Consider the following 21,873-nt stretch of genomic DNA (forward strand, 5'->3'; position numbering starts at 1 on the left):
TGCTTGCTGCGTTTCGATCGACTGTTGTTCCGCTTCGCCAGGGCTCGTTACGCGTGGAAGCAGCAGGGATGGCCCCCTAAAAACGCCTTCGCTCGGTGGAACAGGCGTGCCGAAGGCGGTGCGAACTTGAAACATGTCAAAAAAGATGCATCAAGTATCTTATTACTGGATTTCCCGGATCCGTCCATGCCTGAATTTACGACACTGGAACATGAAAACCTCAACAGCGCCGTCTATGGCGCGCTGTGCGATGCGCTGATGCAAGGGCGGTTCCAGCCTGGAGACCGGCTGAAGATCCGCGATCTCGCGGAACAGTTCGGCACCAGTGTCACGCCGATCCGCGATGCGATCCTGCGTCTCGTCAATGACGAGGCGATCGTTTTTCGCTCGCCGCGCGACATCCGTATTCCGGTCATGAGCGAGAGCCGCTATCGCGAGATTCGCTCCATTCGAATTAAGCTGGAGGGGCTGGCGGCCGAAACGGCCGCGCAGGTAGCGACGAGCGCCGAGATCGAGATTCTCGAGCGAATTGTGCGTGAAAACGAGCAGGCGATTGCAGCAGGCGACCGCATGAAGGGGACGGAACTGAACCAGGCCTTCCATTTCATGCTGCCGCAGATTGCCGGAATGCCGGTCCTCAACGGCATCCTGCGGCGGCTTTGGCTGCAGATGGGACCGTTCATCTCCGACGCCTACCTACCCGGCGGACGGGCGATGATCGATTACCACTATCCCGTCATCGAGGCCTTGAAGCGGCACGATTCCGCTGCCGCCTCCATGGCGATCGTCGACGACATCCTGCTTGGCGGCAAGCCCGTCCTCGAGAGGATCCTTCGCGGCGAGAAGCGCGAGGCGCGACGGGCGTAATCCGCGCGAAGGAGGCTTGCATTTCACCACTCGCCCATTACGATGTATCAAGCAGCAACGGGGGAATGCTCGCATGACCGAAGAACGCCGCTACATGTTGCTGACGGGGGCAAGCCGCGGCATCGGCCATGCGACAGTCAAGCTCTTCCAGTCGAAGGGCTGGCGTATTCTCACCGTTTCACGCCAGCCATTTTCCGAGGAATGCGCCTGGCCGTCTGCCCGCGAAAGCCACATCCAGGCTGATCTTGCGGACCTGACGCAGATCGATCGCCTTGCCGCGACGGTGCGCGAGCGCCTTCCAAACGGCAGACTGCATGCGCTGGTCAACAATGCCGGCATCTCGCCGAAGGGGCCGGGCAGAGGCCGTCTCGGCGTGCTCGATACGGATGCCGACGTCTGGACGCAGGTGCTCAACGTCAATCTCGTCTCCACAGCGCTGATTGCGCGTGCGCTCATGCCGGAACTGGAAGCGGCGAAGGGATCGATCGTTAACGTCACTTCGATTGCCGGATCGCGCGTTCATCCGTTCGCGGGCGTGGCCTATGCCGCCTCCAAGGCGGCCCTTGCCGCGCTGACGCGTGAGATGGCGTATGAATTCGGACGCCGCGGCGTCCGAGCGAATGCGATTGCGCCCGGGGAAATCCATACCTCGATCCTTTCGCCGGGAACGGACAAGCTGGTGGCAGCGGAAGTGCCGATGGAAAGGCTGGGCGAACCGCGCGAAGTCGCGGAAACCATCTACTTCCTCTGCACGGATCCGTCGTCCTACATCAACGGCGCGGAAATCCACATCAATGGAGGGCAACACGTTTGACAGCTGTCAATCACGGGAAGAATCCCTTTGACGGCCAGTAATCGCAAAGCATCATTCGGCCGACGCCCAGGGGAAAGGGCGGGACGACCGGAGAGACCAAGAGCGATCGCCACATGCGCCGAAGGCGAGGGCGAAGGTTCATGGTCCGTATCAGATCGTCATCGGGAGTCGGTTCAAGCCGATCCTTGCAAACAATGAAAAGGGGAATGCAATGAAGACAATCCTGAAATCCGGAATTCTGGCTGCAGCCGCCGTCGTGCTGTCCGCAAGCCTTGCCGCGCCGGCGTTCGCGCGTGACCTGACGATCGTCTCCTGGGGCGGCAACTATCAGGACGCGCAGCGCGACATCTATTTCAAGCCCTTTTCCGAGAAGATAGGCAAGCCGGTGCTCGACGAAGCCTGGGACGGCGGCATCGGCGTCATCCAGTCGAAGGTCAAGGCCGGTGCGCCGAACTGGGACGCCGTGCAGGTCGAAGCGGAAGAGCTGGCGCTCGGCTGTGCCGACGGCCTCTACGAAAAAATCGACTGGGACAAGATGGGAGGCAAGGACAAGTTCCTTGATTCCGCGGTCAATGACTGCGGCGTCGGCGCCATCGTCTGGTCGACTGCAATCGCCTATGACGGCGACAAGCTGAAGGAAGGCCCGGCCTCCTGGGCCGACTTCTGGAACGTCGAGAAGTTCCCAGGCAAGCGCTCGTTGCGCAAGGGTCCGAAGTACACGCTCGAATTCGCGCTTCTGGCCGACGGCGTCTCCAAGGACGAACTCTATGACGTGCTCTCCACGGAAGAGGGCGTGGCGCGCGCCTTCAAGAAGCTTGACGAACTGAAGCCGAACATCGTCTGGTGGGAATCTGGCGCGCAGCCGCTGCAGTTCCTCGCCTCTGGGGAAGTGGCGATGACCTCGGCCTACAACGGCCGCATCACCGGCATCAACCGCTCCGAAGGCAAGAACTTCAAGGTCGTATTCCCGGGCAGCATCTACGCCGTCGACAGCTGGGTCGTGCTGAAGGATGCGGAAAACAAGGATGTCGCGCAGGACTTCATCGCCTTCGCCAGCCTACCCGAGAACCAGGCCAAGCTGCCGGAATTCGTCGCTTATGGTCTGCCGAACAAGGAAGCGGCGGCCAAGGTTCCCGCGGAATTCGCCAAGGACCTGCCGACCGATCCGGCGAACATGACGGACTCGATTCCGCTCAATGTCGATTTCTGGATCGACAACGCAGAAACGCTGACGCAGCGCTTCAACGCCTGGCTGGCCCAGTAAGAACATCCGTGGCGAAGAGCGCCCCGGGGCGCTCTTCCTGCATGGCCGGGTGCGTTCTGCATCACGCATCCTCGCCTCTAGCATGGAGTCTTCCGTGGCCGAATTCATTCGATTTGACCGCATCACCAAATTCTACGGTCCGCTCTGCGTGGTCGAAAATCTCGACCTCGGCATTGGAAAAGGCGAGTTTGTCAGCCTGCTCGGGCCCTCCGGGTCCGGCAAGACGACACTCTTGATGATGCTCGCGGGGTTCGAGCAACCGACTTCGGGGGCGATCCTGCTCGACGGGACGGCGATCAACGGCGTGCCGACCCATAAGCGCGATATGGGCGTAGTGTTCCAGAGTTATGCGCTGTTTCCGCACATGTCGGTCGGCGAAAACATCGCCTTTCCGCTGCAGATGCGCGGTATCAGCAAGGCGGAGATCGCCGAGCGTGTCAAGCGGGCGCTGGACATGGTGCAACTCTCGGCGTTTGCGGACCGCCGCCCCTCCCAGCTTTCCGGCGGCCAGCAGCAACGCGTGGCGCTAGCCCGCGCGCTCGTCTTCGAGCCGCGCGTGGTGTTGATGGACGAACCGCTGGGCGCGCTCGACAAGCAGCTACGCGAACAGATGCAGCTCGATATCCGCGATCTGCACCGTCGGCTCGGCCTGACGATCGTCTTCGTCACCCATGACCAGTCGGAAGCGCTGACCATGTCGGACCGCGTCGCCGTCTTCAACAAGGGCAAAATCGAACAGATAGGCACTCCACGGCAAGTCTATGACGAACCGGCGACGCGCTTCGTCGCGGAGTTCATCGGCGAGACCAATCTGGTCGAAGGCGTCGTTGAGACAGTACAGGGGCAGGAGGCGACCGTGCGGCTGGCCTCCGGTGCCCATATCGTTTCCGCTCTTTCTGGCGCCGTCGCGTCGGGGCAGCCGGTCTATCTCTCTATCCGTCCGGAACGGGTCGATCTCAGCGAGACGCGCGGCGATGCGCGCAACGTACTCGAAATGGAAGTCACCGACTCCGTCTATCAGGGCGACCACCTGCGCGTGCAGTTGGAGACCGCGGCTCATCCGCTGATCGCCAAGCTCGGTCGCCGCTCGCGCGAATTTCCGCCGGGAACGAAGGTTTTTGCGGCCTTTTCGGCTGGCGATTGCCGGGTTATCGCGCCATGAGTGCTCGGTCGTCGCGTACCGGCCGGTCGCTGCTTCTGGTGGCGCCGCTGCTTCTTTTCCTCATCGGCTTCTTCGTCTGGCCGTTGTTCAGCATGATGTCGCAGGCCATTTCGGATCCTGCCGTGCTGCGCCTTCTGCCGAAGACCGCCGAGGTGATTGGCGATTGGGACCGCAAGTCGCCGCCGAGCATCGCGATGCAGACGGCCTTGACCGACGATCTGAAAGCGGTCGGCGACGATCAGGCGCTCGGCGACATGGTGCGCCGTCTCAACAGCGCCCGCTCCGGCTTCCGCACGCTGATGTCCAAGACGACGAGTGCGCTGCAGGATACGGCCAATCCGCCGGCTGACCTCGTCTCCATCGACAAGCGCTGGGAAAAGCCGGAATTCTGGCAGGCCATCGCCGACGCGCTCTCGCCGCTCACTGACCGTAACCTGCTCGCCGCCGTCGACCTAGGCCGCAACGCCAGCGGACAGATCGCACATCTGCCTGCCGACCAGTCCGTCAACCGCGTCATTCTGGCTCGCACCTTCTGGATCGCCGCGCTCGTTACGTTCACCTGCACCTGCATAGGCTTTCCCTACGCGATCATTGCCGCTTCACTTTCCGGGTGGAAGCGCGACCTGATGCTAGGCGCCGTGCTTTTGCCACTGTGGACCTCGCTGCTTGTCCGCACCGCCGCCTGGTTCATCCTGCTGCAAGAGCAGGGCCTCATCAACGATCTGCTGCGAGGCCTCGGCCTGATCGATGCGCCGCTGGCGCTGATCTTCAACCGCACCGGAGTCATCATCGCCATGACCCATGTGCTCTTGCCCTTCATGGTGCTGCCGATCTATTCGGTGCTCATCACCATTCCGGAGAACCTGATGCCGGCCGCCGCGTCACTCGGAGCGCCGCCCTGGCGGGCGTTCCTGCGCGTGCTCTTGCCCCTGAGCCTGCGCGGCGTCGCCTCCGGCGGCCTGCTCGTCTTCATCTCGGCGATCGGCTACTACATCACGCCGGCCCTGATCGGCGGTCCCGGCGACCAGATGATCTCGTCGATCATTGCCTTCTACGCCACGGGCTCGGCCAACTGGGGCATGGCCGGCGCGCTCGGCATGGTGCTTCTTGTCGCCACGCTGGTGCTCTACAGCGTCTATGCACGATTTTCCGTTGACGAGCCGGGGAGGCGCTGACCATGCCGATGAAGCTCGCCAAATTCACCTTCGCGTCGCTTGCGATCCTGTTTCTCGTCGCGCCGCTCATCGCTATCCTGCCGCTCGCTTTCACCTCGAGCGTCATCCTGACCTATCCGATCCCGTCCTGGTCGCTGCGCTGGTTCGAGGAGTTGTTCACGGCGGACGCCTGGCGTCGCGCGATCATCAACAGCCTGATTGTCGGAAGCGGCACGACGCTGCTTGCGACCGTGCTCGGCACGGCCGCCTCGCTGGGCTTGCGAAACCGCTTGCTGTTGTTTCGCGGGTCGGTCCGCACGCTTTTCCTGCTGCCGATGGTCGTGCCGGCTGTCGTGCTCGGGGTCGGCATGCAGGTGCTGCTCGCCCGGTTTGGCCTGACCAACAGCTATGCAGGCGTGATCATCGCCCACACCGTCGTCGCCGTACCCTTCGTGGTGGTCAGCGTCACGGGGGCGCTCGCCGGCATTGACGAACGTGTGGAACTCGCGGCTCAAAGCCTCGGCGCGTCGCCTGCCACGGTCTTCTGCCGTGTCACCCTGCCGCTTGCCATGCCGGGCGTGCTTTCGGGGGCGGTGCTCGCCTTCGCCACCTCATTGGACGAAGTCGTGTTGACGCTCTTCGTCGCAGGTCCCAATCAGCGCACACTTGCCCGACAGATGTTTTCGAGCATCCGGGAGAACATCAGCCCGGCGATTGCTGCGGCCGCGTTTCTCTTCATCGCCGCGACAATCCTGGTCGGTCTCGCGGTAATGGTGTTCCGTTCCATGCTGGCGAAACGGAGATAGCATCGGGTGCGCGTACCCCGCCCGCGGACGATGGGCCGGAAATGAGCGAGCACATTATCAGCGCGATCCTGAGGCGAGTTGCTCTATCGATCATGTATTCCGCTTGTCGACAAGTGCTCCTCAGCATTGCACGGCGTTCTCCGTGAAGCGGCCGCGGTGTCGCTCAAAGGGTTGCCGATCAATGTCATCGGTCGGTTTTTGTTGAAGTCGGTCCACGTCCACGCGACAGGCGGGACGACGCTCATGTCGAATGGTGACCACGGGGAAGGTTTGGGCGAGGCCTGCAGCGATTCAAGATCGACGGCGCAGGCCCCTGACCGTCATCTTTTCCAAACGGCTGGACGGAAATTTACCACCAGAGCGGGAAAGCTGCCATTCGCCAAAATGGCTTACCACCGATGTGCGAGCGATGGCACCCAAATGGATGCGCCGCTTTTGCCAACCAATCCGAGGGGCGACCTCCGCCCTTGTAGGCAACTTTCAGTCGTCAGAGGGGAACGAGGCAAAGCGTGGGCGGTCCTCCGCCCGCATCGGGGGTCTCAACTTATCGGCATCTATCACGTGTGTGATTTATTGGTCGGGTCGACCCAAAATCATCGTGATCTACAGCGTACTTCCCATCCACTCGGCCGCGGCGATTGCCGAGCCGAGCAAAATGACCGGCAGCAACAGCGCACCGAAGAACCTGATCATCTGAATGCGGCGCGAACGCCTCTCATGCCGATCGTAAACCATCGTCTCTCAGCCTCTGGCTGCATCCCAAGAACAGTTCCGCTGTTATCAAAACATCATTGGAGTTGGACGGTCGAGTCTCCAAGGTAACATACCGGTCTGGCCGGCGAGTTTCTTGCCGCCGTGGATGCGGCAAAACGTCGGAGCAAGAGACCTCCGCGCGCGAACGGGTGGGTGTCGCGACAGAGGTCATCGACGAAGTGACGAAACCGAGAGGGCGGTCACCAGGCCGAGAAGGCCGTCATGAGCACTGCGGCCCAAAATAATGCTGACAATTCAGCCGCCAACAGAAACCCGAAAGTGGTGTCGCTCATGTGATCCTCCTCTGGCAACCTCCATTACCAGGGGAAACTATAGGGGGCCGCGGCCGGTTCCGCTACAAAATAAGACATACTCGTTAATTGGATCACGTGAGCAGAGAGTAAATCAGAACGCCGACGGAACCCCAGAAGCCAACCATTACCAGCGACATCGCCACGACAAAGATCTTAGTCAAAACAGAAACTCCACGCCCTTTTCATGAATTGCAGAAACTACCGCAGCGCTGAAAACTGGGTATCGGCACTAAGTCTGAGACGCATGGGACTATGGTCCGATACTTCAACGCGTGGGACTGAAATCGAACACGCGAGAAGCCTTAACGTTGGCGCGGCGAGCCCTGCCGTGGATTGAACCAGAAAATCGAGTCGATCGGAAAGGCCCGAAAAAATGCTTCCCCCGCCGCGACTGGCGCTCGCTCGGCCATTGCATTGTTAGGTCTAAACTGTTTCTTGGTCAGAAAATGAGGACGCAATCGGCGCCGGGGCGCCATGAAATGAGGTGCTTGTGCTAAAAGCTATGGACAGCTTGTCTGGCGCGACCGACAAGAGCTGGTATCCGCCGGAGGGGACCAGGCTCGGCGCGACGTTCTTTGTCCGCAGCGCGTTTCCATGGCTCGACCACTATTTTGGCGGAATGCCGCTAGGCTCCACACTCGCGCCCGGGATCGAGGGAATAGTCTCCTGGGGCGGACGCATTCCGGCGAAAAGTGCGATGGCGGTTGCCCGCCTGCGCCGACTGCCGCATTGGCATCTCGAAGATGGCTTCCTGCGCTCGGTCGGCCTTGGCAAGGATGGAGCGGCGCCCGTCTCGATCATCGTGGACGACCGGGCGCTTCCCGTCGATGGGGGGAACGCGTCGCGCCTGGAACTGCTGATCGCCGCTACGGCCGGAGGGGGCTGGGACAGTCTTGGAGAAAACATCCGCGAGCGGATGACCGAGCACAGACTGTCGAAATACAATAACCTGCCGCACGAACCGCCGTCGATCGAACAGAGTACTAGGAGACGTATTCTGCTTGTCGACCAGGTCTTCGGTGACGTCTCGGTGGAGCGTGCCCTCGGGAGCCGTCACTCCTTCGACAGGATGCTCGACGATGCCTTGGCAAGCGGCGCTCAATGCGTCGTGCGTACACATCCGGACGTGATGGCCGGCTACCGAAAGGGCTATATGACGGAGCGGGCCGCGAGGACGGCTGGCGTCGTTCTCCTGGCTGACCGCGTGTCGGTTGCTTCGATTCTCGACGTCGTCGATGAGGTCTGGACTGTTTCGAGCCAGGTCGGCTTCGATGCCTTGTTGCGGAAGATACCCGTGCGCTGCTACGCGGTACCTTTCTATGCGGGATGGGGACTGACGGATGATCGGGCGAGCGGCGCCGCCGAGTCCGCCTTGACGCGGCGCGCCCGTGCGAGACCCTCGGTCGATCAGCTCACGGCCGCAACGCTCGGGCTCTATCCGACCTATCGCAATCCGGCAAACTGGCAGCCGATGGACGTGTTCGAGGCGATCGATTTCCTGGTCGCTGAAGTTGAGGCTGCTCGCCGCCCATAACGGTGACCGATCCGTCAACGACTGGAAACGTCGTCAGTTCTCTTCCACCGAGACACCATCCTGGCCAATCCGGATCTCGATACCCGGCTTGTTTTCTTCGCGGTAGACGTAGATGCCGAGCCCGATCGCAACGACGGCAAGAACAGCGATAATGAGATAGAGCCCACTTCGGTTCATCAGTGCCATCCTTCCTATGCTCGGTGCGAGACACTACCGCCCCGGGGCGAACGCGCGATTTTTGTTGCAGCCGTAGCTCAATCGGTATCGCGTTCGCGCTTGTTGGTGAAGTGGGCGTTGCCCAGGCCCGTGCCAATCGTCAGAATTCCCCAACCGGAGACGTCCTGCATGAAAGACACCTGCGAAAGGCCCTGGACGACGGCGTCGTTGTGCATGATCACGAAGGTCTCGTGCTCGCCGATTTGCGGAATGGCTTCCTTGATCTCGGCGGGCAGATTGAAGTGCTCGCTTTCCCAATTCCCGCCCGGCAGGTTCTGACCGCCGCGCGCGATCGATCCATCGGCGTCGATCACGCCGGGACAGGCCAGGCCGATCACGGGTGCCGGGACAAGATCTGCCTTGTCCGCCTTGGCGATAAGCCTTTCGACCATGGAGATGAGACGTTCAATCGCCGTGGTCCGACTGGGCTTGTCGTCCGCATGTCGCCAGATATCCGACTTCCAGACCTTGGCCTTTGAGAGGTCAGAGCCTTCCTTCTGGCGCATCTCGACTATGCCCACGCGAATATTGGTGCCGCCGATATCGATGGCAAGGATCGCCTTGTGCCCCTTGAGCATCCAGTGTGGGATGAGGTGCGCCGCGCCGATAAGCCCTGCATCATCCGGATCGTGGACGATCGGGCTGAGTTCTATCTTGATGCCCTTGGCCTTCAGCAGCACCATCGCGCGGGCAATTGCAAGTTCGCCTACGACACGCTCCCTGAAGCCGCCGCCCACCACGACGCGTTGAGTATTCTTCCAGCTCTTCTGGCGCAGCAATTTGTCGAGAACAGCGGCAAGCTCGCCTGCGAAATCGTCAACCGCTCCCATGACCACGGCGGCTGCCTCCTTGTCGTCACCAACGAGCAGGGCGTCGACCTGCTTTTTCGACAGATCTCGGGTTGGCGTCTTCCCGAGTGGATCGGTGCCACCCTTGCGCACTCGCTTGCGCCAGGCATCGAGCTTTTCCTGGAAGGCATATTTGTTAGCCTTGTCGCCAAGAAAGCCGTCGGAGCTACGCAGTTCGATGTTGTAGCCATCGACCGTGACCGACGGTAGATCGTCGGCACCATGCGTTAGGAGCATGCCATTTGGCTTCTCGTTCGCGGATCTGCCCACGCAACCTCCCGTATGACGCTTCACCTGAACTGATCCGAGACCGGAGTGAGTGATAAACGTGAGCGGCAGGGCGATGTTCCGACGTGCAGCACCAAATCCCGAAGTCGCAGCACCAAATCCCGAAAGAATAGAGCGGAATTGCGCGCAGGCTCATCGCGCCTGGACCGAAATTCGAATGTTCTCCGGCGTCTGGCCGAGAGCCCGCGTTTGCCATTCAGCCGAGCGACTGCAAGGCCACAGGGGCCGGCTGATCTCAGCCAAAGGCGCGCGTAGGGGGCGGTGAGCCAAATAACACCGGCCTTTCACAGAACCGACATTTGCCGGAACTGATCCACTTGCGGATGAGTGGTCGGGCAGGGCCGAGCCCAAGCTACTCAGCGATGTCACGCCGGGAAAGCAGCCGCGCTTGGACGCGCTGCAGATGCAGTCGCATGCCGTTTGCGGCGCCACTGAGATTACGCTCCTCGATCGCATCGACAATGGCGTCGTGATCGGCAAAGCTGTGGTGATCGGCGGGAGGGCGTGGAAGATCATCTCGAAGCCGGCCCCATACCACCGTCCGGCGCACGGCGTTGATCGTGTCGAAGACGGCCAGGAGCAAGGCGTTTCTCGATGCTTGGGCGATGGCCCGGTGGAGCCGGTTGTCCCAATTCTCATACTGGCGCCATGTCTCCGCCATGCGGGCGCTCGAGGCACAATGCCTTAGGGCTCGGACGTCGTCCGCTGTGGCGTGGAGCGCCGCCTCCCGGGCCAACTCTGGTTCGATGACGAGGCGTGCATGCATCACCTCGGCCGGGCTCGTTTGGTTCGCGATGTTGGCCACCGATGACAGGTCACCCGTCGGCCGGGCCCCGATGAAGGTGCCCTTGCCGACATGACGCCAAAGTTCGCCCTGGTCTTCCAGGACTGCGAGCGCCTTGCGCAGGTCGCCGCGCGAAACCCCCAGAACTTCGGCCAGTTCACGCTCCGGCGGAAGCCGCGTCGCCGGCGGAAACTTCCCTTGCGCCAGGTACGCGCGAAGCTGCACGAGCGCGCTTTGCCCACCGCCGAGATCGGCTTCTGCCGCGGTCGCGAATTGCAGTCTGCCCTCGGAAAACGGGGTCATGTAAATCCAGCTCTCATCCTGATCAATACCCCGTTATATCGTGACCAATCACGCTTTGGCAACGGATTGGTTGACACCGAGATGTGTTGGGCACACAGTGCTGAGAATGAAATAACGGGAGGAAACCGATGACACTGTGGAGCAGGATAGCGGGCGCCGTCATTGCCGGCGCTGTCACGGTGATCGGCCTCGGCGGCCTTGAGACTGCCGCGGCGCAGGAAAAGGTTCGCGTCGCGCTCGGTGACGTCGTTTCAGTCGAGACTCTTGCCTTCCTCATCGCGCTCGAGCGTGCCAAGGAAAAGGGATTGGACTACGAACTGACCTCCTTTGCGGAAGAGGAATTGGCAATCCAGGCAATCGTCGGCGGTCAGGCGGATGTCGGCATCGGCACACCCTATTCCGTCATTCAGAAGACGAAGGTGCCGTTGCGGAATATCTTCCAGGTTTCCACTCTCGTCTTCTACCCCGTCGTCTCGACCGAGTACAAGACCTGGAAGGATCTTGATGGCGAACCCTTTACCTTTCATGCGCGCGGAACAGCTACCGAAGCCTATGGGAACGTGATCGCGGCGAGGGAGGGGATCACATTCGGGCAGCGCTCCTATGTGCCGGGATCGGAAAACCGGGTCGTCGCCATGCTGAATGGAACGATCAAGGCGACGGTCGTCGATCTGTCGAACAAGAACCTGCTTCTCAAACAGGCGCCCGACCGTTTCCATGTTCTTCCTGGCATTGAGGAGAAGGTCTCCGACGAAATTCTGTTCGCGAACGAGAATTGGATAAAGGACCATTCAGAGGCAGCGACCATCCTGACGCAAGAGCTTCTTACGCTCTGGCGGGAAATGAATGCGGATCCAACCGTCGTCGAAAAAGAAAGGGCGGCCAGGAAGCTTCTCTCCGATCAGCCGGCGGAGGTGCTTGCCGAGGTCGACAGCTACTACAAGGAGGGGGTCGAAGCGGGACTTTGGAACCCGGAGGGAGCAAGCGAGAAGATCGCCAAGGATGATTTTGCTTTTTACACGTCCTCGGGACAACTCGAAGGACCGGCCGAAAATCTGAAGGTTGAGGAATTCTGGGACTTCGGCCCGCTCAAAGCGGCAAAGGCGAAGAGCGGTGGCTGAGCATCGCTTCGGGGTCGAGGCCGGGCCTCGCGGCTTTCGTTTCTCTCGCGCCTTTCCCTTTCAGGCTCCGGGGAAAGCGCTGCGAGAGAAACGCCCAAGCGCGGCCGCATCCTTCGCCACACATCACCTCACGCTCAGCTTTCTCTCGGCGGTCGCTCTCTGTGGCGCTTGGGAATGGGCAGGGTTGGTTCCGATCAGTCCTGCCTTCCCGACCTTTAGCGAAACGATGGCCGCCTTGTGGTCGATAAGCGCCGACGGGTCGCTCGCTGGGGCGTTCGCCGTGACGCTTCAGCCGCTCGCGCTCGGGCTCGTCATTTCGATGGTCCTTGGCGTGGGTCTCGGTGTCGCCATGGGCCTCAGTCCGAAGACCGAATGGCTCGCGTCGCCGATTTTCATTGTGGCACAGTCGGCCCCGCTGGCAGCCCTTATCCCCCTGATAGTCTTTGCCTATGGCATCGGGCTTACGTCGAAGACGATCGTCGTCTGCATAATGGCGATGCCGGTCATCGTACTGAATTCCTTTGCCGCCGTCCGCCATACGCCGAAATCACTCATTGAAATGGGCGAATCCTTTCTTGCAACCCGGAGTAAGGTGATCACCCGGATCATCCTGCCGGCGGCGAGCCCTGTCATTTTCGCGGGCCTCCGTCTTGGCTGCGCATCGGGTTTTATTGGCGCGGTACTGGGCGAGTTGCTGATCACGCCGACTGGCGTCGGCGACCTGATCACCTATAGCCGCTCCATTGCCGACTATCCGACGATGTATGCCGCGATCCTTTCCATCATGGCGTTCTGCGTGCTCTTTATCGAGGTGCTCGGACGCATCGAGGTCACGATCTTCAGGCCGGAAAAGCGAGCCTCCTCATGACCGCGCTGGCACACCAGTTCTTTGCCGACCCTTCCCCGGTCACTGATTGCGCGGTCAGTGTTCTCGACGTCGGCAAGATCTATGCGGAGGCGGTCACGGCACTCGAGCATATCAACGTCGACTTCCCGCGCGGCCAGCTTACTTCCCTGCTGGGGCCATCGGGGTGTGGAAAGACGACGCTGCTCAAGATCATAGCCGGACTTCTGCCGGCATCTTCAGGCGAAGTGTTCGTCAACGATCGTCCCGTAGCCGGCCCCGGGCCGGAACGCGCCTTTGTCTTTCAGGATTTCGCTTTGATGCCTTGGGCAAACGTGCTGCGCAACGTTGCCTTCGGGCTCGAAATGCGTGGTATCGCAAAAAGCGAACGCGAGCAGATCGCCCGAGGCTATATCGACCAGGTCGGCCTCGCCGGCTTCGAAGCCCGCTATCCGCATGAGCTTTCAGGCGGGATGCGCCAACGCGTCGGCCTCGCGCGCGCCTTGGCGGTAAACGCGGAAGTTCTGCTGATGGACGAGCCCTTCTCGGCCGTTGACGAGCAGACCCGGCGAAAATTCCAAGAGGATCTTCTCTCCCTCATCGCCAGGGAAAAGAAGACCTTTATCTTCGTTACGCATTCGATCGAGGAGGCGGTCTATGTCTCGGACCGGATCGTGCTCCTGTCGCCGCGACCGGGCAGGATCGCACAGATCATCGAGCCTGCGATTGAGCGCGGCGGCGATCCAGACGCGATCCGGCGCCACCCCGTCTATCTCGATACGGTGGATGCCATCTGGCAGTCGCTGAAGACCTATCTCGAGTGAGGCGCGGCATGATCGCCTTTCGACATCGCATTCCCATGAGCGGTTCTCTCCTCCTCTGGGGGCTCGTTTGGGAAATCGTCGGTCAGCTCAAGCTCACCATCCTGCTGCCGCCGCTCTCCCGCGTCGTGTTGCGGGCTTTCGAGATTGTGCCGACGGAGACATTCCTTTCAGCCTTCGCCGTAACGGCCTCCGCCTTCATAGCCGGAAACCTGATCGCGATCCTGGTAGGCGTGCCGCTCGGCATCCTGATGGGGAGCTCGGTTGTCGCTGACCGGATCTTTCTGCCTTGGGTCAACCTGTTTCTCTCGGCGCCCCTGACGGCCCTCGTCCCGGTGATCATGGTGCTTTTCGGGCTTGGCCAGACGACGATCATCCTCACCGTCGTCCTATTTGCCATATGGATCATCGTGCTAGACACGCGGGCGGGCGTACGTTCGATCTCCCCTTCGCTCATTGAAATGGCTGCAAGCTTCGGCGCCGGCCGTTGGCAGACGTTTCGCCAGATCTACGTTTGGGCAGCGCTTCCGGAGATCCTGGCGGGAATCCGGCTCGGCGTTATCCGCTCGGTGAAGGGCGTCATCATCGGTCAGCTTCTGGTATCGATTGTCGGCTTCGGCGCACTGTTCAAGCTTTATGGCTCGCGGTTTCTTATGGAGCACTTCTGGGCGGTTCTCATCGTTCTTTTCGCGCTGGCCTTCTTGCTGGCCGAGGCCTTCGCCTGGCTTGAGCGTCGTGTCGAATTCTACGCCGCAACCCGCAGCTGACTCGATCTCAATCCCGTACAAAGAAAGGGTATTTCGTCCATGTCCTATGCCTTCAAGCCCGCCGCAGTGACTGCTCTCCCGATTAGGAATTCATCGGACCTATTCCCACTCCGACGGGTCTACTGCGTGGGCCGCAACTATGCCGATCACGCAATCGAGATGGGCCATGACCCTGACCGCGAGCCTCCCTTCTTTTTTCAGAAGAACCCGGACAATCTGGTCCTCGACGGCGAATTTCCCTATCCGAGCCGGACATCGGACGTGCATCACGAGATCGAACTCGTCGTTTGTCTCGGCAAGGGCGGCGAGGACATCCCGGTCGACCAGGCGCTGTCGCATGTTTACGGCTATGCGATCGGTTTGGACATGACGAGGCGTGATCTGCAAAACGAGGCGAAGAAAATGGGCAGGCCCTGGGAGGTCGCCAAGGCGTTCGAGAAGTCTGCCCCAGTATCGCCGATCGTCAGCGCAAGCGAGATCGGGCATTTGGAAGCGGGCGCTATCTGGTTGAAGGTCAATGGCGAGTTGCGCCAGAGCGGAGATCTGAACCAGATGATCTGGAAAGTGCCTGAGGCGATCTCGTATCTCTCAGGTCTTTTTCAGCTGGCCCCGGGCGACATCATCATGACCGGAACACCCGCCGGGGTCGGTCCGGTCAAAGTTGGCGACCGCCTTGAAGGCCATGTCGACGGGTTGGGGGAACTCACAGTGACAGTCGTCTAAGAACATCGTCGGGATATCGCCTCCGCCGCCCTGCCGATGTGTGGTCGCCGACATGCTCGCGCCGCACCCCGGCGCCGCATCCCAGCGCCTCTGGGCCTACGTGCCTCTTGCCACTACTTTGAGAGTAAATATCCGCTTCATGAAAGCTTAGGGTTGGCCGATTGCGAGCTCTGACCTAAATATGGGTTATGTCAGATCGGAAGCAGTTTCTCAGCGCCTCGAACCCGGACGCGGTTTCAGGAGAGGACTTCATTCTCGCGGCGCTTTCAACGGATCCGCAGGGCTGGGCTCTGTTCCTCGATATCGATGGTACGTTGCTTGACCTTGCCGAAACGCCGGATGCAGTGATCGTTCCACCTTCGTTGCCTGCGAATCTCGATGCCTTATCGAGAAAACTCGCAGGCGCCCTGGCACTCGTGACCGGTCGCGATCTTGGCTATGCCGAGCAGCTTTTTTCGCCATTCCTTTTTCCAATCGCGGGTCTTCATGGTGCCGAACGCCGCGATCCGGACGGCCGTGTGCACAAAGCCGCTGACACGGCGGAATTTGAGCGGCTGAAGGCCGATCTTGTCGCCGATACGGCCAACTGGCCTGGGGTTCTGATCGAGGACAAAGGAGCGGCGGTCGCCGCGCACTACCGGCTTGCGCCGGACAGAAAACTCCAACTTGAACCGCTGATCGAGCGGGCTTTGATCCGGGCAGGGCCAAACTGGGCGATCCAGCATGGCAAGATGGTGATCGAAATCCGTCCGGCCCGTGCCGACAAGGGCCAGGCAGTCGCGGCGTTTCTCGCGCAGCCCCCTTTTGTCGGAAGACGCGCCATCGCCATCGGGGACGACGTGACCGACGAAGCGATGTTTCGCATGGTCAACCAGCTCGGCGGCTACTCGATCCGCATCGGGCCGCCGTCGCCTGCGTCGGAAGCGGTCGGCTCCGTCCCCTCTGCCGAGGCTCTGCGCGGCATCATCGCTGCGTTGGTCCCCTGAATATGTGTCAGCCCCCTGAATATTTGAGCACCTGACCTATTTTCTTGCATGAAAGGAGTTCGGCATGGGCCGTCTCATCGTTGTTTCCAATCGCGTGCCGGTCCCGGACAAGGGTGGTATCGCACCCGCCGGTGGGCTGGCGGTTGCGCTGAAGGTCGCCCTCGAAGAGCATGGCGGCATATGGATGGGCTGGTCGGGGAAATCGAGCGGAGAACACGAGCCGCAGCCGCTTGCACAACTGCAGCAGGGCAACATCACCTATGCACTGACGGATCTGACCGACACCGATGTTGAGGAGTATTACCAAGGCTTTGCCAATCGGGTTCTTTGGCCGATCTGCCACTACCGGCTTGATCTCGCCGAGTACGGCCGCAAGGAAATGGCCGGGTATTTTCGCGTCAACCGCTTCTTCGCCCACCGGCTTGCCCCGCTTGTCAAACCCGATGACGTCATTTGGGTGCACGACTACCACTTGATCCCGCTCGCGGCAGAGCTGCGTGCGATGGGCTTGAAAAACCGCATCGGTTTCTTCCTCCATATCCCCTGGCCGCCGGCTGACGTGCTCTTCACGATGCCCGTTCATGAGGAGATCATGCGTGGTCTGTCCCACTACGAACTCGTCGGCTTTCAGACGGATCATGACCTCGAGAACTTCGCCGGCTGTCTCAGGCGGGAAGGCATCGGCGACGAACTAGGCGGCGGCCGCTTCAGCGCCTATGGCCGCGTATTCAAGGGCGACGCCTATGCAATCGGTATTGAGACTGCGGCCTTTGCCGAATTCGCCAAAAAGGCATCGACCCACAAGACGGTCAAAAGAACGCGTGAAAGCATTGGAGACCGCAGCCTGATCATCGGTGTCGATCGCCTCGATTATTCCAAGGGGATCACGCAGCGCATCGACGCGTTTGAGCGCTTCATCGTGGCCAATCCGGCCCAGCATGGACATGTGACCTACCTGCAAATCACGCCGAAGTCCCGCTCTGAAGTTCCGGAGTACGAAGCCATGCAGCGCATGGTTGCCGAACAGGCCGGCAGGGTGAACGGCGCGATCGGCGCCGTCGATTGGGTGCCGATTCGTTATATCAACCGCTCGATAGGCCGCCACATTCTTGCTGGGCTTTATCGGCTTGGCAAAGTTGGGCTTGTGACGCCGCTTCGAGATGGGATGAACCTCGTCGCAAAGGAATATGTGGCCGCCCAGGATCCGGACGATCCCGGCGTGCTTCTGCTTTCGCGTTTCGCCGGAGCGGCTCGCAAGTTAAACGGGGCGCTGCTCGTCAACCCATACGACACAGAGGGTATCGCGAACGCCATGGCGCGCGCGCTGAGCATGCCATTGGAAGAACGGAAGCAGCGCTGGAAGACGATGATGGATCACTTGTTGGAACACGATGTTACACGCTGGTGCCAGGATTTTCTCGATGACCTGACGGGTAGGCCAAATCTGCCCGGAGACCACTCAGATAGAGCGCAGGCCTCGTATTCTGAAAAAACCGGGATAAAAGCGAGCGACTAAGTTTCCTCTCGCAAGTCGCACGTCATCCTTGTAGTCACCTGGCTTGTCGACAAGGTCAGATATTCTCCGGCGTGAAGATATCGAAAGGCAGGAAGGTCTGTCCCGGCACTCCGGCAGCGCCTCGTTCGATCGCGCCGATCATCAGGTTGATTGTCTCTCGCACGAGAGCCGGAACGGGCGTTGCGATCGCCATCGTGACCGCCTCGTCGGCGAGTGCTGCGCGTGATTCCGGTGTGAGTTCGTTGACGACGACCAGCAGCTTACGCTCGAGCTTTTCCTCTCGGATCGCCGAAATCGCGCCTTCCATCCCGCCGCCGCAGACATAGAAACCGATGAGATCGGGATGCCGCCGCAAGAGATCGAGCGTCGCCTCATGGGTGATCTCGGCGGTATCGAGGTTGACCATCGTGTCGAGCACTTCGAATTCGGGCGCGTTCTCGCGAAAATAGGAGCGAAAGGCGATCTCGCGCAGTTCGTGTCCGTGGAAACGGTGGCTGCCGACGAAGGCCGCGACCTTGCCGGGGCGGTTCGCTGCCTTGGCAATCATCCAGGCCGCGGTTCGCCCAACCTTGTGGTTGTTCAGGCCGACATAACCCTCACGCACTCCGGCTGCGAAATCGGAGAGCAGCGAGAAAACCGGAGTGCCACGCGCCTTCAGCTCTTCTATCACTGCCGTGACGGCCGGATAGTCCGGTGCGACAAGCGCGATCGCCTGGTTGCGTGCCGCCATCGCCTTCAGCTTTTCAGTGATGCCTGCTGGGGTGGAGTTGGGAACGAAGTCCACCTGAGGGAGGGCGCGGACATGGGTCAGCGACAGCGACGCGTTCTCGATCTCCTTCGCAACGGCCTGATAGAAAGATTGCAGTGGTTTTTGCAGGAGAAAGCCGAGACGATATTGCGGAACATCCTCGAACACGCGCTGGCGAAGCAGGCCGACCGCGTGATAGCCGATCGTCTTGGCTGCGTCATAAACCCTTCGCGCCGTCTCCTCGCGCACCGGATGACGCCCGTTCAAGACCCGGTCGACCGTCGCAACGCTCACGCCCGCGGCCTGCGCAAGATCCGCGATCGTCGGCCTCCTCGTCATAGCTTCCTCCGTGACATTATCCCCTCAAGCATGACGTCGTCATCATGATGGAATTTGAGAGAATATATCATGACTGCATTGAGAATTGTCAAAAGTCAACATACCCTCCTTTCATCGAGTTTGAGGCGCAACGGGAGTGCGCTTCGGGAGAAAGAGATGACGACGGTTGCGACGAAAAGAGATTACAGCCTGCTCGGGCGCGACGCCGCGGCGGCAGTCGCAAATGGCCTTTCCGCGGCTGAGTGGTACCATACCGATATTCCGCGCAAGCAGATGAAGGAATTGATGAAACGCGAGGATGGCCCAGCCATCCGCGACACCTTTCTCTGGCTCGGCAGCATGGTGCTGTTCGGCGGGCTTGGCATTTACTTCTGGGATACTTGGGCGGCCGTGCCGCTTTTCCTCGCATACGGCGTCCTCTACGGCTCGGCATCCGACAGCCGCTGGCACGAATGCGGTCATGGCACCGCATTCAAGACGATGTGGATGAATGATGTCGTCTATCAGATCGCCTGTTTCATGATCATGCGCAATCCGGTGACCTGGCGCTGGAGCCACACCCGCCACCACACCGATACGGTCATCGTCGGCCGCGACCCGGAAATTGCTGTCATGCGCCCCCCGGATCTCCTGCGTCTCGTTCTCAATTTCTTCGGCATCATTGATGTCTGGTACGCGATGATTGACATGTTGCGAAACGCCTTCGGCGTGATCAGCGCCGCCGAAAAGACCTTCATTCCGGAAATGGAGCGGCCGAAGGCGATCCTTGTCGCCCGCATCTGGCTGACGATCTATGTCGCGACGATCGCCCTGTCGGTCTATCTCGGCTCTATCCTGCCTTTGATGCTGATCGGACTGCCGCGGCTTTACGGCGCCTGGCATCACGTGTTGACGGGCCTGCTGCAGCATGGCGGGCTTGCCGACAACGTCACCGATCATCGGTTGAACAGCCGCACGGTCTACATGAACCCGCTGAGCCGCTTCATCTATTGGAACATGAATTACCACGTCGAACATCACATGTTCCCGATGGTGCCCTATCACGCGCTACCGAAGCTGCACGCGATGATCAGGCACGACCTGCCGGCTGCGAACCCGTCCATGCTTCACGGCTATCTGGAAATGACCCCTGCCTTCCTCAAGCAACTCAGGAACGAGGACTATTTCCTGAAGCGCGAACTGCCGCCGACGGCAAAACCCTATCGCGAAGAGTTTCACAGCGACCGGGTTATCCACGCCGCCGAGTGAGCGTGGAAAACGACAGCCTATCAAAACCTTGCATTGAATGGAGGAACCCATGAGCTCGAACTGGGTCGAGGTCTGTGCGGCCGATGAGATCGATGAAGAAGACGTTATCCGTTTCGATCACGAGGGGCGCACCTTCGCTGTCTATCGCAGCCCCGATGACGAATATTTCGCGACCGATGGGCTTTGCACCCATGAGCACATTCATCTCGCCGACGGGCTGGTGATGGACGACATCATCGAATGTCCCAAGCATAACGGCCGTTTCAACTACAAGACCGGCCAGGCCAAGGGCGCCCCGGTCTGTGACAACCTCCGGACCTATCCGGTGAAGGTTGAGGCCGGCAGCGTTTTCATCGCGATTTCCTGACGACAAATTGCCTTAGCGCCGAAACGGCGGAGGGAGGAGACGGCATGACACATATCGTCATCGTTGGCGCCGGCGAATGCGGCGCGCGGGCAGCGTTTGCGCTGCGGGAAAAAGGCTTCGACGGCGACATCACGCTGATCGGCGCCGAACCGCATCTTCCCTATGAGCGGCCGCCGCTTTCGAAGGAAGGGCTTGCAGGCGCCGAGGGGCCGAAATACGTCGCGAGCGCCGAGCGCTATGAGGAAGCCGGGGTTGCGGTTTTGATGGACGCCCTTGTCGAAAGGATCGATCGTGACGGTAAAGCGGTGCGGCTCGCGGACGGCCGATCGATCAACTACGACCGTCTGCTGCTCGCAACCGGCGCGCGGCCGCGGGCGTTTCCAGGCGCGTCCGAAACCTCTGAGCGTATCCGGGTCCTCAGAACCCATGCCGATGCCCTCGCGATCCGGGCAGCGCTTGTGCCGGGCCGAAGGATCGCAATCATCGGCGGCGGCTTCATTGGCCTCGAACTGGCCGCGACGGCGCGCAGGCTGGGCGCCGAGGTCACTCTTGTCGAAGGGCTGCCGCGTCTTTTGACCCGCGGTGTGCCGGAAGAGATCGCCACTGTCGTCGCTGAAAGACACCGGCATGAAGGGGTAGAAATCATCTGCAGCGCCAAGATTGCGGCGCTCGAGGATGACGGATGCGAGGCGCGCGTTCTTCTTGCCGATGGCGGCTGCGTTTCCGCCGATCTCGTCATCGTCGGCATTGGCGCGATACCCAACACGGAACTCGCGGAAGCTGCGGGCCTTGCGATCGACAACGGCATTGCCGTCGACGAGACGCTGCGGACGTCAGATCCCGACATCTATGCCGCTGGCGACTGCTGCTCCTTCCCGCTGTCGCATTCCGGCGGGCGGCGGGTGCGGCTCGAGGCCTGGCGCAACGCCCAGGACCAGGGAACTCTGGTCGCCGCGAACCTCATCGGCGGGTCAGAGCCCGTCTCCAGCGTGCCGTGGTTCTGGTCGGATCAATACGACCTGACGCTGCAGATCACCGGCATTGCCGACGGCGCGGTGGCGACGGTTCGGCGCGATATGGAGGCGGGAGCCTTCATTCTCTTTCACCTGGATGGCGAAGGCCGGCTGATCGCCGCAAGCGGTATCGGCCCCGGCAATGCCGTTGCCCGCGACATCCGCCTTGCCGAAATGCTGATTACTGCGGGCAGCCGGCCGGCCCCAGAGGCGCTCGCCTCTCCAAACACCAAACTCAGGAAGCTGCTTGCAGCGTGAACGCCGCAACAATCA

22 protein-coding genes are annotated in these 21,873 nt (G+C 60.8%); 17 read left to right on the forward strand and 5 right to left on the reverse strand.

The window, feature by feature from the left end:
* The first annotated feature begins 186 nt into the window (after positions 1-186).
* From QN222_RS08410 to QN222_RS08435, 6 genes are all read left to right on the forward strand, one after another.
* The gene (locus QN222_RS08410) at positions 187-867 is read left to right on the forward strand and encodes a GntR family transcriptional regulator (protein WP_283962381.1); all 681 of its coding nucleotides are present in this window, start codon (positions 187-189) and stop codon (positions 865-867) included.
* Between the two features lie 73 nt (positions 868-940).
* Positions 941-1,681, forward strand: coding sequence for an SDR family NAD(P)-dependent oxidoreductase (locus QN222_RS08415; protein WP_180943640.1), 741 nt, complete (start codon positions 941-943; stop codon positions 1,679-1,681).
* A gap of 235 nt (positions 1,682-1,916) precedes the next feature.
* The gene (locus tag QN222_RS08420) at positions 1,917-2,945 is read left to right on the forward strand and encodes an ABC transporter substrate-binding protein (protein ID WP_336621022.1); all 1,029 of its coding nucleotides are present in this window, start codon (positions 1,917-1,919) and stop codon (positions 2,943-2,945) included.
* Positions 2,946-3,039: 94 nt separating this feature from the next.
* Positions 3,040-4,107 carry an ABC transporter ATP-binding protein gene (locus QN222_RS08425; protein ID WP_283962379.1) on the forward strand — a complete coding sequence of 356 codons (1,068 nt, stop codon included), beginning with the start codon at positions 3,040-3,042 and terminating at the stop codon, positions 4,105-4,107.
* The gene (locus QN222_RS08430; RefSeq protein WP_283962378.1) at positions 4,104-5,282 is read left to right on the forward strand and encodes an ABC transporter permease; all 1,179 of its coding nucleotides are present in this window, start codon (positions 4,104-4,106) and stop codon (positions 5,280-5,282) included. Before QN222_RS08425 ends, QN222_RS08430 begins: the two co-directional genes overlap by 4 nt.
* Positions 5,283-5,284: 2 nt before the next feature.
* Positions 5,285-6,067: an ABC transporter permease gene (locus QN222_RS08435; protein ID WP_283962377.1), complete on the forward strand. Its 783-nt coding sequence runs from the start codon at positions 5,285-5,287 to the stop codon at positions 6,065-6,067.
* A gap of 603 nt (positions 6,068-6,670) precedes the next feature.
* Here the strand turns inward: QN222_RS08435 and QN222_RS08440 are convergent.
* Positions 6,671-6,802 carry a hypothetical protein gene (locus tag QN222_RS08440; RefSeq protein WP_283962376.1) on the reverse strand — a complete coding sequence of 44 codons (132 nt, stop codon included), beginning with the start codon at positions 6,800-6,802 and terminating at the stop codon, positions 6,671-6,673.
* 834 nt (positions 6,803-7,636) lie between these two features.
* Between QN222_RS08440 and QN222_RS08445 the strand changes: the two genes are divergently transcribed.
* Positions 7,637-8,668, forward strand: a complete 1,032-nt coding sequence (locus QN222_RS08445; RefSeq protein ID WP_283962375.1) for a capsular biosynthesis protein — start codon at positions 7,637-7,639, stop codon at positions 8,666-8,668.
* A 33-nt stretch (positions 8,669-8,701) separates the two neighbouring features.
* Here the strand turns inward: QN222_RS08445 and QN222_RS08450 are convergent, their stop codons facing one another.
* The 3 genes from QN222_RS08450 to QN222_RS08460 form a co-directional block, all read right to left on the reverse strand.
* The gene (locus QN222_RS08450) at positions 8,702-8,845 is read right to left on the reverse strand and encodes a hypothetical protein (RefSeq protein WP_283962374.1); all 144 of its coding nucleotides are present in this window, start codon (positions 8,843-8,845) and stop codon (positions 8,702-8,704) included.
* A gap of 77 nt (positions 8,846-8,922) precedes the next feature.
* Positions 8,923-10,002: an ROK family protein gene (locus QN222_RS08455; protein WP_283962373.1), complete on the reverse strand. Its 1,080-nt coding sequence runs from the start codon at positions 10,000-10,002 to the stop codon at positions 8,923-8,925.
* 370 nt (positions 10,003-10,372) lie between these two features.
* Positions 10,373-11,107, reverse strand: a complete 735-nt coding sequence (locus QN222_RS08460; RefSeq protein ID WP_283962372.1) for an FCD domain-containing protein — start codon at positions 11,105-11,107, stop codon at positions 10,373-10,375.
* A 128-nt stretch (positions 11,108-11,235) separates the two neighbouring features.
* On the opposite strand from QN222_RS08460, the gene QN222_RS08465 reads away from it, so the two are divergent.
* The 7 genes from QN222_RS08465 (at position 11,236) to otsA (ending at position 17,885) form a co-directional block, all read left to right on the forward strand.
* Positions 11,236-12,228 (forward strand): ABC transporter substrate-binding protein, encoded by a 993-nt coding sequence (locus QN222_RS08465; RefSeq protein ID WP_283962371.1) that lies wholly within the window; start codon positions 11,236-11,238, stop codon positions 12,226-12,228.
* Positions 12,221-13,096 carry an ABC transporter permease gene (locus QN222_RS08470; protein WP_283962370.1) on the forward strand — a complete coding sequence of 292 codons (876 nt, stop codon included), beginning with the start codon at positions 12,221-12,223 and terminating at the stop codon, positions 13,094-13,096. The genes QN222_RS08465 and QN222_RS08470 overlap by 8 nt, the downstream gene beginning before the upstream one ends.
* Positions 13,093-13,896, forward strand: coding sequence for an ABC transporter ATP-binding protein (locus QN222_RS08475; protein WP_283962369.1), 804 nt, complete (start codon positions 13,093-13,095; stop codon positions 13,894-13,896). The genes QN222_RS08470 and QN222_RS08475 overlap by 4 nt, the downstream gene beginning before the upstream one ends.
* A 35-nt stretch (positions 13,897-13,931) precedes the next feature.
* Positions 13,932-14,660 (forward strand): ABC transporter permease subunit, encoded by a 729-nt coding sequence (locus tag QN222_RS08480; protein ID WP_336621015.1) that lies wholly within the window; start codon positions 13,932-13,934, stop codon positions 14,658-14,660.
* A 39-nt stretch (positions 14,661-14,699) separates the two neighbouring features.
* Positions 14,700-15,383, forward strand: coding sequence for a fumarylacetoacetate hydrolase family protein (locus tag QN222_RS08485; protein ID WP_283962367.1), 684 nt, complete (start codon positions 14,700-14,702; stop codon positions 15,381-15,383).
* A gap of 188 nt (positions 15,384-15,571) precedes the next feature.
* Positions 15,572-16,369 carry a trehalose-phosphatase gene (otsB, locus tag QN222_RS08490; protein WP_283962366.1) on the forward strand — a complete coding sequence of 266 codons (798 nt, stop codon included), beginning with the start codon at positions 15,572-15,574 and terminating at the stop codon, positions 16,367-16,369.
* Between the two features lie 64 nt (positions 16,370-16,433).
* On the forward strand, positions 16,434-17,885 hold the full coding sequence (gene otsA / locus QN222_RS08495; RefSeq protein WP_283962365.1) for an alpha,alpha-trehalose-phosphate synthase (UDP-forming): 1,452 nt from the start codon (positions 16,434-16,436) through the stop codon (positions 17,883-17,885).
* Between the two features lie 55 nt (positions 17,886-17,940).
* Here otsA and QN222_RS08500 read toward each other — a convergent pair whose 3' ends face one another.
* The gene (locus QN222_RS08500) at positions 17,941-18,972 is read right to left on the reverse strand and encodes a LacI family DNA-binding transcriptional regulator (protein WP_283962364.1); all 1,032 of its coding nucleotides are present in this window, start codon (positions 18,970-18,972) and stop codon (positions 17,941-17,943) included.
* A 156-nt stretch (positions 18,973-19,128) separates the two neighbouring features.
* Here QN222_RS08500 and QN222_RS08505 point away from each other — a divergent pair, with 156 nt between their 5' ends.
* From QN222_RS08505 to QN222_RS08515, 3 genes are read left to right on the forward strand one after another with little or no spacing between them, the layout of a single operon-like run.
* Positions 19,129-20,220, forward strand: a complete 1,092-nt coding sequence (locus QN222_RS08505) for a fatty acid desaturase family protein (protein WP_283962363.1) — start codon at positions 19,129-19,131, stop codon at positions 20,218-20,220.
* A gap of 49 nt (positions 20,221-20,269) precedes the next feature.
* Positions 20,270-20,587, forward strand: coding sequence for a MocE family 2Fe-2S type ferredoxin (locus QN222_RS08510; protein WP_283962362.1), 318 nt, complete (start codon positions 20,270-20,272; stop codon positions 20,585-20,587).
* A 44-nt stretch (positions 20,588-20,631) separates the two neighbouring features.
* Positions 20,632-21,858, forward strand: coding sequence for an FAD-dependent oxidoreductase (locus QN222_RS08515; RefSeq protein ID WP_283962361.1), 1,227 nt, complete (start codon positions 20,632-20,634; stop codon positions 21,856-21,858).
* Positions 21,859-21,873: the final 15 nt, after the last annotated feature.

The sequence above is a fragment of the Sinorhizobium sp. 6-70 genome, from assembly GCF_030124375.1.
GTDB lineage: Bacteria > Pseudomonadota > Alphaproteobacteria > Rhizobiales > Rhizobiaceae > Sinorhizobium.